Origin of the sequence: Salinibaculum sp. SYNS191, from assembly GCF_037338445.1 — an archaeon.
Lineage (GTDB): Archaea > Halobacteriota > Halobacteria > Halobacteriales > Haloarculaceae > Salinibaculum > Salinibaculum marinum.
This window is the reverse complement of sequence record NZ_CP147838.1, coordinates 503,669-518,024: the sequence shown is the minus strand read 5'-3', so window position 1 is coordinate 518,024 and position 14,356 is coordinate 503,669. Positions and strand designations below refer to the sequence as shown.

At 69.9% G+C, this 14,356-nt stretch carries 11 protein-coding genes; 3 read left to right on the top strand and 8 right to left on the bottom strand.

Annotation, left to right across the window (positions count from 1 at the left end; all coding sequences use genetic code 11):
- The first annotated feature begins 24 nt into the window (after positions 1–24).
- Positions 25–951 (top strand): NAD-dependent epimerase/dehydratase family protein, encoded by a 927-nt coding sequence (locus WDJ57_RS02780; RefSeq protein WP_338903694.1) that lies wholly within the window; start codon positions 25–27, stop codon positions 949–951.
- A gap of 17 nt (positions 952–968) precedes the next feature.
- Here the strand turns inward: WDJ57_RS02780 and WDJ57_RS02775 are convergent, their stop codons facing one another.
- Entirely contained in the window at positions 969–1,415 is a 447-nt protein-coding gene (locus WDJ57_RS02775; protein WP_338903693.1) for a YbhB/YbcL family Raf kinase inhibitor-like protein, read from the bottom strand.
- A gap of 97 nt (positions 1,416–1,512) precedes the next feature.
- Between WDJ57_RS02775 and WDJ57_RS02770 the strand changes: the two genes are divergently transcribed.
- Positions 1,513–2,277, top strand: a complete 765-nt coding sequence (locus WDJ57_RS02770; RefSeq protein WP_338903692.1) for a DUF2797 domain-containing protein — start codon at positions 1,513–1,515, stop codon at positions 2,275–2,277.
- 68 nt (positions 2,278–2,345) lie between these two features.
- A complete protein-coding gene (locus WDJ57_RS02765; RefSeq protein WP_338903690.1) occupies positions 2,346–2,735 on the top strand; it encodes a hypothetical protein in 390 nt (129 codons plus the stop codon).
- A gap of 29 nt (positions 2,736–2,764) precedes the next feature.
- Here the strand turns inward: WDJ57_RS02765 and WDJ57_RS02760 are convergent, their stop codons facing one another.
- From WDJ57_RS02760 to WDJ57_RS02730, 7 genes are all read right to left on the bottom strand, one after another.
- Complete coding sequence (locus WDJ57_RS02760) at positions 2,765–3,115, bottom strand: helix-turn-helix transcriptional regulator (RefSeq protein WP_338903688.1); 351 nt, start codon at positions 3,113–3,115, stop codon at positions 2,765–2,767.
- Between the two features lie 54 nt (positions 3,116–3,169).
- Entirely contained in the window at positions 3,170–3,913 is a 744-nt protein-coding gene (locus WDJ57_RS02755) for an NRDE family protein (RefSeq protein WP_338903686.1), read from the bottom strand.
- 38 nt (positions 3,914–3,951) lie between these two features.
- Positions 3,952–5,466 carry an o-succinylbenzoate--CoA ligase gene (gene menE, locus WDJ57_RS02750; RefSeq protein WP_338903685.1) on the bottom strand — a complete coding sequence of 505 codons (1,515 nt, stop codon included), beginning with the start codon at positions 5,464–5,466 and terminating at the stop codon, positions 3,952–3,954.
- A complete protein-coding gene (gene menC, locus WDJ57_RS02745) occupies positions 5,467–6,495 on the bottom strand; it encodes an o-succinylbenzoate synthase (protein WP_338903684.1) in 1,029 nt (342 codons plus the stop codon).
- A gap of 1 nt (position 6,496) precedes the next feature.
- The gene (locus WDJ57_RS02740) at positions 6,497–7,447 is read right to left on the bottom strand and encodes a 1,4-dihydroxy-2-naphthoate polyprenyltransferase (protein ID WP_338903682.1); all 951 of its coding nucleotides are present in this window, start codon (positions 7,445–7,447) and stop codon (positions 6,497–6,499) included.
- A 60-nt stretch (positions 7,448–7,507) separates the two neighbouring features.
- Positions 7,508–8,398, bottom strand: a complete 891-nt coding sequence (locus WDJ57_RS02735; RefSeq protein ID WP_338906243.1) for a 1,4-dihydroxy-2-naphthoyl-CoA synthase — start codon at positions 8,396–8,398, stop codon at positions 7,508–7,510.
- Between the two features lie 177 nt (positions 8,399–8,575).
- Positions 8,576–14,356: a DUF7282 domain-containing protein gene (locus WDJ57_RS02730; RefSeq protein ID WP_338903681.1), complete on the bottom strand. Its 5,781-nt coding sequence runs from the start codon at positions 14,354–14,356 to the stop codon at positions 8,576–8,578.

Genomic DNA, 14,356 nt, shown 5'->3' with positions numbered 1-14,356 from the left:
TTTTCCGGTCGGAGACAACCCGACATGGACCTGAGCGGACAGCGGCTGGTCGTCACCGGTGGGGCGGGCTTCGTCGGTTCGCACCTCGCCGGTCGTCTGGTCGAGGCCAACGACGTGGTGGTCGTCGACGACTTCTCGAACGGACGCCGGGAGTGGGTACCCGACGGGGTCGACCTCGTCGAGGGCGACCTGACCGACCCCGACGTCGTCGCGGAGACCATCACTGGTGACGTCGACGGCGTCTTCCACTTCGCGGCGGCGAAAGCCGTCAACACGGACCGCCCGCGCGAGCAGTTCGAGGACAACCTCCGGATGACCCACAACGTCCTCGAACGGATGGACAGCGTCGGCGTCGACCACCTCGTCTACACCTCCTCCTCGACGGTCTACGGCGAGGCACCGCGCCCGACGCCCGAGGATTACGCGCCGCTGGAACCCATCAGCGAGTACGGCGCGGGCAAACTCGCCGAAGAAGGACTCATCTCGACGTACGCTCACAGCCACGGCCTGCAAGCGTGGGTGTTCCGCTTCGCCAACATCGTCGGCCCGCGCCTGCGCGGTGCGGTCGTCCCGGATTTCATCGAAAAACTCCGCGACGACCCGGACGAACTGGTCATCCTCGGCGACGGCCGCCAGCAGAAGTCCTACATGCACGTCGACGAGTGCGTCGACGCCATGACCTACGCCGTCGAACACGCCGACGACGCCCTCAACACGTACAACCTCGGCACGCGGACGACCACCTCGGTCGACCGAATCGCCGACATCGTCGCCGACGAGATGGGGCTGTCTCCGGAGTACGAACACACGGGCGGCGACCGCGGCTGGACCGGCGACGTCCCGCGGATGCGCCTCTCTATCGAGAAACTCGCCGCGCTCGGCTGGGAACCCGCACAGTCCAGCGACGACGCCGTCCGCCAGTCCGTCCGCGACCTCCTCGACGAACTGTAGGCGCTCCGAGGCCGGCGCTACGGCGCGTACGTCCCGTCGAGCGACGCCTCGGCCACGACGTGGCCCTCCATCGCCGTTTCGAGGTCCGCCGCGGTCGCTCCAGCGTCGAGGTCGAGTTCTGTGTCCAGTGCGTACAGCCGGAACCGGTATGTGTGGCGACCGTCCGGCGGGTTCGGCCCGCCGTAGTCGGTCTCGCCGTAATCGTTGCGCCCCTCGACGGCCCCGACGGCGCTCCAGTCCTCGGGAATCTCGGACACCGTCGGGTCGACGTTCCAGACCACCCAGTGGTCCCATATCTTCCCCGCGGGTTCGACCGCGTCGGGGTCGTCCATCACCAGCGCGAGCGCCGCCGCCTCGTCGGGCACGCTGCTGACCTGCAGCGGCGGATTGACGTTCGTCTCCGTGTAGCCGTACGTCCGCGGAATCGGTTCGCCGTCGTCGAAAGCCGGGCTCGATAGTTCCATGGTCTCCCCTCCCGGGAACCTACGCCAACCACGCCCAAAAGCGGTGTGGCGGGCGGCGAGCAGTACGCCTATACTGCCCCGTGTCCTACCCCGGGCCGTGCAGGTCGTCGGATACGAGACTGGCGTCGGCGACGCGGACGAGCCTCCGGCACTCCGACTGGCGACCGGCGGGACTGTCGAGCGCGAACCCCTCCCTCCTGGGACGGAACTGAGCTACGGCCTCGGCGAGCGCCACTGTGCCGGCAGCGTCGACGGCGGAACGCACGAGGCCTGCGACCGCTCGTCGGCACCGTACTGCGACCGCCACACCAGCCGGTGGGCCTGCGCTCGCTGCACCGGGGATTGTGACCGCCCGCTCCCGTCGTGTCGCGAGGAGCACGCGGTCTACCTGGCGGCGTTCGCGCCGGAGACGTTCAAGGTGGGCGTCACCCGCTCGTGGCGGCTGGAGACGCGGCTGCGCGAGCAGGGGGCGGACCGCGCCGCCCACCTCCGGACCGTCCGCGACGGCCGCATCGCGCGCCAGATAGAGGCCGACATCGCCGCGGACGTCGGCGACCGCGTGCGCGTCCCGACGAAGGTTCGGGGGCTCCACGAGTCCGTCGACGAGGACGCCTGGGCGCGCCTGCTGGAGCAGTTCGACCCGCTCGCGACCTACAAGTTCGACTACGGTTTCGACCTGACCGAACGCCCGATGGCCGAGACGCTGCTGTCCGGGACCGTCCGCGGGACGCAGGGACGGGTCCTCGTCCTCGATACCAGCGGCAGCACCTACGCCGTCGACATGCGCGACCTGGTGGGGTACGAACTCGACGACGGCGGGACCGACCGCGAACTGCAATCGAGTCTGGGCGCGTTCGGGTAGGCCGCCGCGACCCCGCGGTGCCGTGCCCGACGGCAACCCTTTTCCATCGGGACGCTAAAGCGGAAGGCATGGCAGACGAACCCGAAGAGAGCGAGTCCGGTGACGGAGAGGAGAGCGAGAGCGAAGAGAAGTCCTTCCGCGAGCGCGTCGAGGAGATTCGACAGCAGCGAGCCGAGGAGGGCGAAGAGGGCGAAGGCGGCGAGCGCGGCCCGCCCGAGGAGATGATGGGCGGTGGCGGCGGTGGCATGGGCGGCAACCCCTTCGCGCAGATGATGGGCGGCATGATGGGCGGCGGCCCGGGCGGCATGGGCGGCGGCCCCGGCATGGGTGGCGGCCCCGGCGGTCAGGGACAGGAGGGCGACAACGAGGAACTGACCCGCGAGGTCCGCAAGCTCCGGGACGAGGTCCACGACGTCCGTCGGACGCTGGACCGCATCGCTGACGCGCTGGAAGACTGAGAACGACGTCGTCTCGACGTTTTGCGGTTCTATTCTTCGTAGGCGAGACTCATCACCCACTGCGAGAAGGCGTCGCTGTGTGGGTCGGTCTCCTCGTCGCCGACGAACGGCGAGAGCTTGTCGCCGGCCATCAGCAGCGAGAAGTCGAGGTCCTTCGCCGCGGGAGTCAGATAGTAGGTGTTGTGGCCCTGGTAGACGGTATCCTCGCGCTCGATGAGGTCCTCCGCGACCAGCGCGTCGACGATGCGGCTGCCCTTCCGCGAGGAGACGTCGAGTTCCTTCCAGAAGTTGCTCTGGTGGATACCGCCGGTCTCGCGGACGAGTTCGAGCCCCCGGCGCTCGTCGTCGGAGAGGTTCTCCTCCGCTTCGGATAGACTCATACTCAACACACGGGTTGTCTCCCGTTTAAACCTGACTGTCCCCGCGACTCCCCCTCACAGCACGGCGTCGACTGGTTCGAACGGCGTCTCGCACGGCGGCCCGTCCGCGTACTCGTAGGTCGCCGGGCCCTCCGACGGCAGCAACACCAGCGACGACGAGCGCGTGCCGAAGCCGTCGCCGTGGATGCAGACCCCATAGTCGTGGTCGGCGATTGCGGCCGCGGCGCGGTCCAGCCACTCCCTCGCCTGCTCGCCGGGCTCGGGCTGGAGCGCGGTCCGCAACTGGTCGGCGTTGGTCGCCTGCTCCTCGCCCCGGTCGGGGCGGACGGTCGGGATGGTGTAGCTGCCGTCCGCGCCGACGTTGACCACGACGTGGGCGCCGGGGTCGAGGTTCCGGACGTTCCGGCGGCCGTCCCACTCGACCAGCAGTGCCGCGTTCTCGTCGACTGCGAGCAGGTTGAAGCCGTCGTAGGAGCGAACGTCGAGTTCCCGCTCGACGTAGCGGATGGCGTCCTCCGCCGTCTCGTGGCGCAGCGCGTCCCGGACCAGCAGCCCGCGGGACCGCTCCGCCGGCGGGTCCGCGTCTATCCAGCGGTTCGTGATGGCGACGAGGACGCCGTGCTCGTTGTAGCCGAGCCAGGTCCCGTCGGCCTCTGCGTCCTGCGGTGCGACGGCTGTCGCCTCCCAGTCACGGCGGGCCGGGGGTTCGGAGGCCCGGTCCAGCATCTCGTCGCGGTTCGCCGCGACGACGACCGGCGCGTCCTCGAACACCTGCCACGCGAGTGCGAGTGTGCACACGCGGCCACCTACGGCACCGTCGACCAAAAGCGGGAGGGTCACTCCCGGAGGCGCTGTGCGACCGCTTCCCGGTCGAGCGTTCCCGACGCCGTTCGCGGGAGTTCCGGGGCGAACGCAATCGTCTTCGGAACCTTGTAGGACGCCAGCCGTTCCCTCGCGTGGGATTCGACCTCCGCCACGGTCACCCGGTCGGTCCCGGGAACAACCATCGCAGCCACACGCTCGCCCCACTCCTCGTCCGGGAGTCCGACGACAGCAGCGTCCGCGACACCGGGATGCGACCGCAGCGCGTCGGCGACATCCGACGGGTGGACGTTCTCGCCGCCGGTGACGATGGTGTCGTCGACCCGCCCCAGGATATAGAGCAGTCCGTCGGCGTCCCGACGACCGACGTCGCCGGTGTGGAGGCCGTACTCGCCGGTGGCCGTCGCCGTCTCCTCCGCGTCCAGATAGCCCGGCGTGACCGTCGGCCCGTCGACGACGACTTCGCCGCTCTCGCCGCGCTCGACAGGGTTTCCGGAGTCGTCGACGACCGTGACCTCGGTGAACACCAGCGGCTGGCCGACCGTTTCCGGGTCCGTCGCGACCTGCGCCGGCGTCGCCGTCGCCACCTGCGAGGCCGTCTCCGTCATCCCGTAGGTGGGGTAGACCGGCACGTCCCGCGCTAGCGCCCGTTCGAGGAGGTCCTCGGATGCCGGCGCGCCGCCCAGCAGGACCGCCGACAGACTCTCCGGTGGGTGCCAGCCGGTCTCCAGCAGCCGGTGAAGCTGCGTCGGGACGAGGGACACCCCCGTCGCGCCGGACGTATCGAGGACCCTCGCCGTCTTGTCGGCGTCGAACGACGGCTGCACCACCAGTGTCGTCCCGTACAGCGCGGTCCGCAGAATCGGGGCCAGCCCGCCCATGTGGTAGGTCGGGAGACAGCACAGCCACCGGTCTCCCGGTGCCACGCCCAGCCGGAATGCCGACGCCGTGGCGCTGGCGACGAGGTTCCCCAGCGTCAACCGGACGCCCTTCGCCCGACCGGTGGTCCCCGAGGTGAACAGTACCACCGCCTCGTCGCGGCGGTCCCAGGCCGGCGGCTCGACGTTCGTTTCGGCCGTCTTCGCCGGCCGCAGTCCCGAGACGCCCTCGGTCTCCGGACGGTCCAGCGAGGCGACCGGGCCGTCGAACAGCGACACTGCCCGCTCCTCGGTGTCCCGCTCGCAGACGAGCACGTCGGGCGCTGTCCGCGCGAGGTGGTCCGACAGCTCCGCGTCGGTCAACTGGAGGTTGAGCGGGACGACCGTCTCGCCCGTCCGCAAAATAGCGTGGACCGCGGCGACGAAACCCGCGCTCGTCGCGGCCAGGAGGCCGACTCGGCCCTCCGTCTCGTCGGTGTCCCCTGGACCGATTGCGGTCAGTCGGGCCGCCAGACGGTCGACTGTCGCGTCCAGGTCCCGGACGCTCCACTCGCGGTCGGTCTCGGTGTCTACCAGCGCGGTTCGGTCCGGCGTCGCCGCGGCGCGGTGTGCGAGCGGGTCCCGGGTTGGCCAGTCGACGGGCTCGCGCATCTACCTCGGCGGTCGGTCCGGCAGGCCAAGACCCTTGCCCTGTGGCACCTCGATGCTCCCGTCGCTGACGGGGGCGGGGTCGGCCGAGAGGTCCTTCGCCAGCAGCGACCCGGTGGCGAGCCCGCACGCCCGGACGTCCGGCACGCTCGCCGCGACGTGCACCGCGCCCGTCCGCGCGACGACGGCGTCGACAGTCGTCGAGACCACCGGGTCCACGCCGGCTTCGCTGGCCGTCGTGGCAACGTCGTGGGCACGGTCCGGGCCGCCGACGACCATCGGTTTGACGACGAGGACGTCCGCCGCGTCCGCCGCGAGCACGTCCGCCACCGAGTGCTCGGTCAGCGCCTCGTCGAGCGCGATGTCGACCGGGCCCCCGCGGAGGGCGGCGTGACCCCGCAGGTCTCCCGCCGGGAGCGGCTGTTCGACGTAGGAGACGTCGAACGCTGCGAACGCCTCGACCGCCTCGCGGGCTCGTTCGGGACTCCACGCGCCGTTGGCGTCGGCCCGTAGCTCCACACCGTCGCCGACCCGCTCGCGGACGGCCCGCAGACGGTCGACGTCCTCCGACAGCGGCCGCGCGCCGACCTTGCACTTCAGCGCACCGAATCCGTCCTCGACTGCCCGCTCGGCGGCGTCGGCGGTGGCCGCCGGCGACTGGTCCCCGATGGTCGCGTTAACGGGCACCGACGTGACCAGCCGGTCGCCGTCGAGATACCGGTACAGCGGCTGTTCGCTCGCCCGGGCGCGTGCCTCCGCGAGCGCCAGCGAGATGCCGTGTCGCGCCGCCGGCGCGTCTGTCTTCCGGAGTGCGATGCCCCAGTCGAGTTCCTCGGCAATCTCCGCGGCCCGTCCGAGCGCGGTCCGGCACTCCTCTTTCGACTCGGTCCAGCCGGGCAGCGGCGTCGCCTCGCCGACGCCCTTCGCGCCCTGGTAGTCGATGTAGACCAGGAACCCCTCGCGGGTGTCTATCCGTCCCGCTGCCGTCTCCAGTGGCGACGACAGGCTGACGGTGAACGGTTCGACTTCCATCTCACGTCACCCCTGGGGCGACCAGGCCGGCGGCCAGCAACACGGCGTAGATGGCGAGCAACTGGCCGGTCCGCTCCAGCGCCGGGTTCAGCGCGCTCCCGTCGGTCCGTGTCATGACCGTCCGGGAGAGCGTGACCGCGAGCGGGAGCGACAGCAGCGGTGCCAGCACGGTCACCGGGTAGCCAAAGGCCAGCCAGAGGACGGGCGGCACTGCGTAGGACAGCCCAATCAGGCCCGCGAACTCCGCGCGGCTCCACCGGTAGCCCAGCATGACCGCCAGCGTGCGCTTGCCGGTCTCGCGGTCGGTCTCCAGGTCGCGGATGTTGTTCACGACCAGGATACACGTCGACAGGCCCGCTGCGCCGAGGCCGGCGACGACGACTGCTGGCGTGACCGTCCCCGGCGGGAGCGTCGTCGGGAACGCGCCCGCCACCTCGGTCACCGACTGGACGTAGTAGGTTCCGGTCACTGCGACCAGCCCGAAGTAGAGGAACACGAAGAAATCGCCCAGCCCGTAGTAGCCGTAGGGGTAGGGGCCGCCGGTGTAGAGCACGCCGGCGACGATGCTGGAGAGGCCGACGACGAGGATGGGGACGCCGCCGACGTAGACGAGATAGAGGCCGACGACGACCGCGAGGCCGTAGGTGGCGGCCATCGCGTACTTGACCTTCCGGGGTTCGATGAGACCGCCGGCGGTCACGCGGGTGAATCCCTCCCGCTCGTCGGTGTCGGCCCCGTTGACGGCGTCGTAGTAGTCGTTGGCGAAGTTGGTGCCGACCTGGATGAGGAGCGCGCCGACGAGCGCGGCGAGGGCGGGCAGCGGTGCGAAGACGCCCTCGTACACCGCCACCGCCGCGCCGAGGAGGACCGGGGCTGCGCCCGCCGGCAGCGTCTGTGGCCGGGCGGCCATCAGCCACGCCTGCGTGCGCGAGATGTCGGCGGTCGCTGTCATTGCACGCGAGTACGGACGCGAGACTCAAAGCGACTGTGGTTGCCGGGCCGTCCGGGCGGGTCAGTAGTGCCAGGGGTAGTCCCGGAACTGCGGCTCCCGCCCCTCGTTGAACGCGTCCCGCCCCTCGCTGGCCTCGTCAGTCATGTAGCCCAGTCGCGTCGCCTCCCCGGCGAAGACCTGCTGGCCGACCATCCCGTCGTCCGTCGCGTTGAACGCGAACTTGAGCATCCGAATCGCCATCGGCGACTTCCGCGTGATGGTGTCCGCCCAGTCGAGCGCGACGTCCTCCAGGTCCTCGTGGGGGACCACCTCGTTGACCATCCCCATCTCCGCCGCCTCCTCGGCGCTGTAGTCCTTCCCGAGGAAGAATATCTCGCGGGCCTTCTTCTGGCCCACCTGTTTCGCGAGGTAGGCCGAGCCGAACCCGGCGTCGAAACTCGCCACGTCCGCGTCGGTCTGCTTGAAGATAGCCTCCTCGCTGGCGATGGTCATGTCGCAGACGACGTGCAGCGAGTGGCCGCCGCCGACGGCCCACCCCGGCGCGACACAGACGACGGGCTTGGGCATGAAGCGGATGAGTCGCTGGACCTCCAGGATGTGGAGGCGGCCGACGCCCTGCTGGGCGGCCTCCTCGTCGTCATCGTGGTATTCATATCCAGAATCGCCACGGATGGACTGGTCGCCGCCCGAACAGAAGGCCCAGCCGCCGTCCTTCTCGCTGGGGCCGTTCCCCGTCAGGAGGACACAGCCCACGTCGGCCTGCTTGCGGGCGTGGTCCAGGGCGGTGTAGAGTTCGTCGACCGTCTCCGGGCGGAAGGCGTTGCGGACTTCCGGCCGGTCGAAGGCGATGCGGGCCGCGGGGACGTCGGTCCCGCGGTGGTACGTGATGTCGCGGAAGTCGAAGGCGTCGACGGCCGTCCACTCGTCGGGGTCGAATAGCTCCGAAACCATACCGGCCCTGAGTGTGGCCGGTGCAAAAAGATTCGCCGTCTCGCCGGGTCGCTCGAAGATGTCGCCGTGAATCGCGTTGGGGTCACTGGCCTGCGCCTGTCGTGCCCCGGTCATAGCCGGGCTGGTCGCAGTCAGCGCCGGCGTTGCCGACGGCGACGTGGATTTACACCTGGCTTCCTATCCCTGGACAGCAACGCTGTCGGGTGTCCCTGACCCGCCGTCGGCCGCTGTGACCCTCCCGGACGGACTCGATACTGACGGCTGCACGGTCTCGGCTTCTGGTCCGGTCCCGACGGCCGTTTCGGGCGCGGTCGAGGTTGTGGTGGCCGTCGCCGTGGCGGTGGCCGTCGGCGTCTCAGTCGCCGTTTCCGTCTGTGTCGGCGTTTCAGTCGCCGTTTCCGTCGGTGTCGGCGTCTCGGTCGGCGTTGCGGTCGCGGTTTGTGTCGCCGTCGCGGTTGCCGTCACTGTCGGCGTCTCAGTGGCAGTCGCCGTCGGGGTTTCCATCGGTGTCTCGGTTGCAGTCGCCGTCTGCGTCGGGGATGCGGTCGCTGTCGCCGGTGCCGTCGGTGAGGGTGTGGCCGTCGCCGTCGGCGTCTGCTCGACGCTGACCGTGACGGTCACCTGCGCGACCGGTTCGGCGATCTCCGCAGCCTCGCCGTCGGCGTGTCGCAGTGCCAGCGTGACGTCAGTCGGTCCGGTCAGCGGCTGGTCGAGCGGCACGACCACGTCCACCGCCTGGCCCGTCAGCACCTGTGAGCGGCCGAGAGTCTGGCCGTCGATCGACCGGGCTTCGACATAGTAGCCGTCGGGAATCCCCTCGTGGGCAATTCCGCCGAAGGTCGTGCTATCGACGCGCACGACGCTGCCGTTACTGACCTGGTCGCTCGCGGATATCAGCGTCGGCAGCGGGAGGTCAGGGTTGGACGGGGCGAAGGTCCCCCGCGGGTTCTCACGGAAGGCCCAGGCGTAGAGTTCGTAGTGGGATTCCATCGTCTGGGTGTGTCCGGGCGCGGGGCCGGTAAAGGACTGGTCGAACAGCGCCGGTGGCTCGCCGGCCGCCGATTCGGGAACGGCCCACTCCGCGCCGACGAGTTCGTACTCGCCCTGTTCGTCGAGCGTGTACAGCAGTATTTCGGGGTTGCGGGGGTCGAGTTCGCCGTCGAACAGCGCCTGGTTGACGAAGCGGATGCCGGTCGCACCCTGCTCGTCCGTCGCGAACTGGTGGGTGTCGACGTAGCCCGCGTCGAGCGCGGCGTCGACGTCCTCGAACCGCGAGAGTGCGTCGACGGTCGCTTGCGTGAGCGCCCCCGTGTAGTTCACCGACGCCGTGGTCAGCGCCTCGTCCGTCGCGCCGTCGCGGACCGCGACCGTTACCGTCGTGTTTCGACCGAGGACGGGTTCGAGCGCCAGGTCGCCGGTGAACGTCTCTCCCTGGGCGAAGGTCTCGGTTCTGTTCAGCGTCTCCTCACCCGCTTCGACGGTGAGGTAGAACGACTGACCAGCGCTGGCCGCCTCGACTGCCAGGGTCGACCCGTCGCCAGTCTGGTCGGGGACTGACAGCGTGGCCGCCGCGGCCGGCGTCTGGGTCACCGCCGGGGCGGCCGTCTCCGTCGGGGTCGAAGTCGGGGTTTCAGCCGGCTCCGGCGTCGGCGTTGCCGTCGGTGGCTCAGTCTCCGGCGGAGCCGGGGTCGCGGTTGCCGTCACGGTTGGGGCCCCAGTTGCCGTGGCCGTGGGCGTCCCGGTCGCCGTCGGGGTTGGACTCGCTGTCGGTGTCTCTGTTGCTGTTCCCGTCGGAGTTGCGGTCGCCGTCGGACTCTCAGTCTCCGTCGCCGTCGGACTCTCAGTCTCCGTCGCCGTCGGACTCTCAGTCTCCGTCGCCGTCGGACTCTCAGTCTCCGTCGCCGTCGGACTCTCAGTCTCCGTCGCCGTCGGGGTCTGAGTCGCTGTCGGCGTCGGGGTTGCAGTGCTCGTCACTGTCGGGGTCGGAGTCGCAGTCCCCGTCTCTGTGGGTGTCGCCGTCACCGTCTCGTTCTCCGTCGGTGTCACGGTCGCTGTCGGCGTCTCGGTCGGCGTCACGTTCGCACCGTCCGCGGGCGTCGCCGTCGGCGTCGCGGTGACTTCCGCGCGTTCGACGGTGTAGTTCACCGTCTGGTTGACGAGTTCGTCGCCGGTCGCGTTCGAACGTAGCTCGACCACGACGGTCGCGTTGTCGTCGAGCGGCGGGGACAGCGTCAGGTTCCCGCTGAACGTCTCGCCCGCCGGGAACGGGTCGGTGCTGTTCAGCGTCTCGCCGTCCTCGCTCACCACCAGACTGAACGGAATCGACGCCGTGGCGTCGTCGACCGCCAGCGTCGTTCCGTCACCGGACTGGTCGAAGACTCCCAGCGTCGCGGTCACGTTCTCTTCTCCCTCGGTGACGTTGTCGCCGTCGGCCGTGACGTTGTCCGCTTGCGTGACGTTCGGAACCGTCGAGACGGTGTAGTTCACCGCCGTCGAGTCGAGTTCCTCGCCAGTTTCGTTCTCGTAGACGCCGACAGTGACGGTCGCGTTGTCGTCGAGCGGCGGGGAGAGTGTCAGGTTCCCGCTGAATGTCTCGTCGGCGTCGATGACGGCCGTCCTGTTCAGCGGCTCGTCGTCGATGCTCGCTTCCAGGTAGTAGTCCACGTCCGCCGTCGCATTCTGGACGACGAGCGCGGTTCCGTCGCCAGTCTGATCGTCGACCGAGACCGACCCCTCTGGCGACGGTTCCGGCGCGACCACGGTGTACTCGACGCTCGCTGTCCTCAGGACGTCCCCGGTCTCGGCGTCCCTGACTTCGACAGTCAGGGTCGTGTTTTCGTCGAGCGGCGGGTCGAGCGACAGGTTCCCGCTGAACGTCTCGTTGGCGTCGATTGTCTGCGTCTCGTTTAGCGTCTCGTTGTCGAGGGTCACTGCGAGCGTGAACGCCGTGTCCGCGGTGGCGTTGTCGACGGCGAGCGTCGACCCATCGCCGGACTGGTCCGCCACGTCGAGCGAGGCGTTCGGTCCGGGACGAGTCGCGTTCGGCGGTTCGGTGGCGTTCGGTGTGCCTGTCACGTTGGCGGGGTCGAAGACGGGCACGCCGTCCTCGGTGTAGGGTCCGTCCTCGTCGCCAGCCGTGTCGACGAAGTCGAAGACCTCGTTGTCGTTCGTGTCGCGGTAGGCGACCACGTACACGGGCCCGCTGTCGGTCAGCGGGTCGGTCAGCGTGATGGTGACGTTGCGGGTCTCGCCGGGTTCGAGGTACCCGCTCGCGTCGACGATGCTCTCGCCGAGGGCAGTCGGGTCGAAGGTACTGTCGTGGACCGCGAGGAACCCGCCCTGCGAGAGGTTCGCCACCGTGACCTGGACCGCCGTCCCGTTCGAGGCGGTATCGCGGGCGGTCACGCTGGCGGTCGCCGGTCCCTCCTCGGCGGGGACGGTAACCGTCGCGCTATCGTCGACGGCTCCGGTGTCGTCCGTGTAGGCGTCGTCCTCGATGCCGCTGGTCTCGCTGAACGTGAACTGCTGGTTCCCGTCCGTATCACGGTGTGCAACGGCGAAGACGGTCCCGTTGCCGGTCAGGGGCTGGTCGAGGTCGATGGTCAGGTTCTCGGTCCGGCCCGGTTCGAGGTAGTCGCTGGCACCGATGACGCTGGTGAGGATGTCGCCCTCCCCGTAGCCGGCGTCACGAATCGAGACGAACCCGCCCTCGCTGAGGTTCACCGACTCGACGGTGACCGTTTCACCGGAGCTGGTCTGGTCGCGGATGGAGATGTTCGCAGTGGGACGCGGTTCGGGGTCCTCGATGCGGGCCCGCGTATCGTTCTCGGAGTTCGTGGCGACCTCGTCCGCGTCCTCGACGCCGGCCTCCGAGGCGGTGAAGGCCGACCTCGCCGCGCTGTCCCAGGCGACGTACTGCAACTGGGAGACCGAGACCCGCTGGGTCTGGGAGAGGACCCCCCGGCAGGCGCCGGTGGCTGCGCCCTGTATCTGGGTCACGGAGGCCCGTTGACTCTGCGAGAGTGCCCCGCTGGCAGCGCTCTGCGTGACGACCTGTACCTGGACGATTGTCACCTGCTGTATCTGGACGCCCCCGCTGGCCGCACCGAGTGCCGCCGCCTGTATCTGTTCGACTGTCACCTCCTGGCGCTGGATGAGTGCTCCCTTCGCGGCCCCCGTCGCTGCGAACTGTATCTGCGTAATCGAGACCCGCTGAATCTGCGTCAGTGAGCCTTCGGCCGCCCCGCTGGCGGCCGCCTGAACCTGCTCGATGGTCACCTCCTGGCGCTGGACGACGGCGGATGCGGCCCCGGCCGCAGCGCCCTGGGCGGCCCGCTGGATCTGGGTCACGGTGACCCGCTGGGACTGCCTGAGTGCGCCGCCTGCGGCACCGCGGGCGGCGGACTGCGTCTGCTCGACTGTAATCCGCTGGCGCTGGGTCAGGGCCCCCTTCGCCGCGCCGGAGGCGGCGGCCTGAATCTGCTCGACGCGGACTGTCTGTAGCTGGACGACCTCGGTTACTGCGCCGGCGGCGCTCCCCCGGGCAGCGGCCTGGACCTGCTCGACGCTGACGGTCTGGCGCTGGACGAGCGCTCCCGACGCGCCACCGCGGGCCGCGTACTGTATCTGCTCGACGGTGACTCGCTGGACCTGGACGAGCGAGCCCGCGGCCGCCCCTTCGGCGGCGTACTGGACCTGCTCGACGCTGACGGTCTGGCGCTGGAGCACCCCGCCATGGGCCGCGCCGAAGGCGGCGCTCTGCAACTGCTCGACCGTCGCCGACTGGGACTGCAGTATGGCCCCGCCAGCGGCACCGCGGGCCGCGTACTGTATCTGCTCGATGTCGACGTCCTGACGCTGCCGGAGTGCCCCTGCCGCTGCCCCCTGTGCGGCCGCCTGGACCTGCTCGACGCGGACCGTCTGCTGCTGGACGACTTTCCGCACCGCACCCTCGGCCGCACCGCGGGCGGCGACCTGAATCTGTTCGACGGTCACGCGCTGGGTCTGTCGCAGCGCCCCGGCGGCACCCCCGCGGGCAGCGTACTGGCGCTGCTCCACAGAGACGTCCTGTCGCTGGACCAGCGCGCCTTTCGTTCCGCCCATCGCCGCCACCTGAACCTGCTTGACGTTCACCGTCTGGGAGCTGACGAGTGCGCCGTGGGCGCCCCCGAGCGTGGCGTAGAAGACGTCTTCCGGCTTCGCGTCGCCCTTCTCTAGCGCTCCGAATGCGGCGCCCTGGGCGGCCTCCTGTATCTTGCCGACGGACGCTATCCCTTCAGCGGCAGCGCCGGCGGCAGCACCGCCAGCACCACCGCCCGCGGCCTGCTGAATCTGGGACACGTTCGCCCGCTGTGACTGGGCGAGTGCTCCGTGTGCGCCGCCGTAGGCGGCACTCTGGAGTTGCGTCACGTTCGCCGACTGGTACTGGGACAGCGACCCCGCCACGGCACCGCGGACGGCGCTCTGTCGCTGCGACACCTCGGCGGCCTGCGTCTGGATGGCAGTCCCGTGTGCCCCACCGGTTGCTGCCGCACGCATCTGGTCCGGCGTCGCGTCGGGCCACTGTGCCGCGGCCGCGGTGGCGGCGGCGATGGCCTCGTCGACGCGCGCGTCGTCGACGCTCGCACCGCGGTCACGGGCCTGCTGGATGCCCTGCCTGACACCCGCCTCGATTGCGGCCTGCTGTTCCTCGGAGAGCACGTCCCCGGGGTCGACCTGCGGTGACGCCGACCGGACGCTCGCCCTGTACGCGCCGTCTTTCGGCTCCGATACCGGTGCGATGGCGCCGTCGAGCGTCGGGGCATCGGCCGTCCCGGTATCCACGACCCGATTCCTGCCGTCGTCAGTCACTGCCGCCGGTGCGGCGACGGCCGGGCCAGCACTGCAAACAAGCGCGAGAACGAGGACCGCCGCGAGTGTCTGCCCCCCGCGGCCGCCGAAGTGGTCGGTGGTACCCAT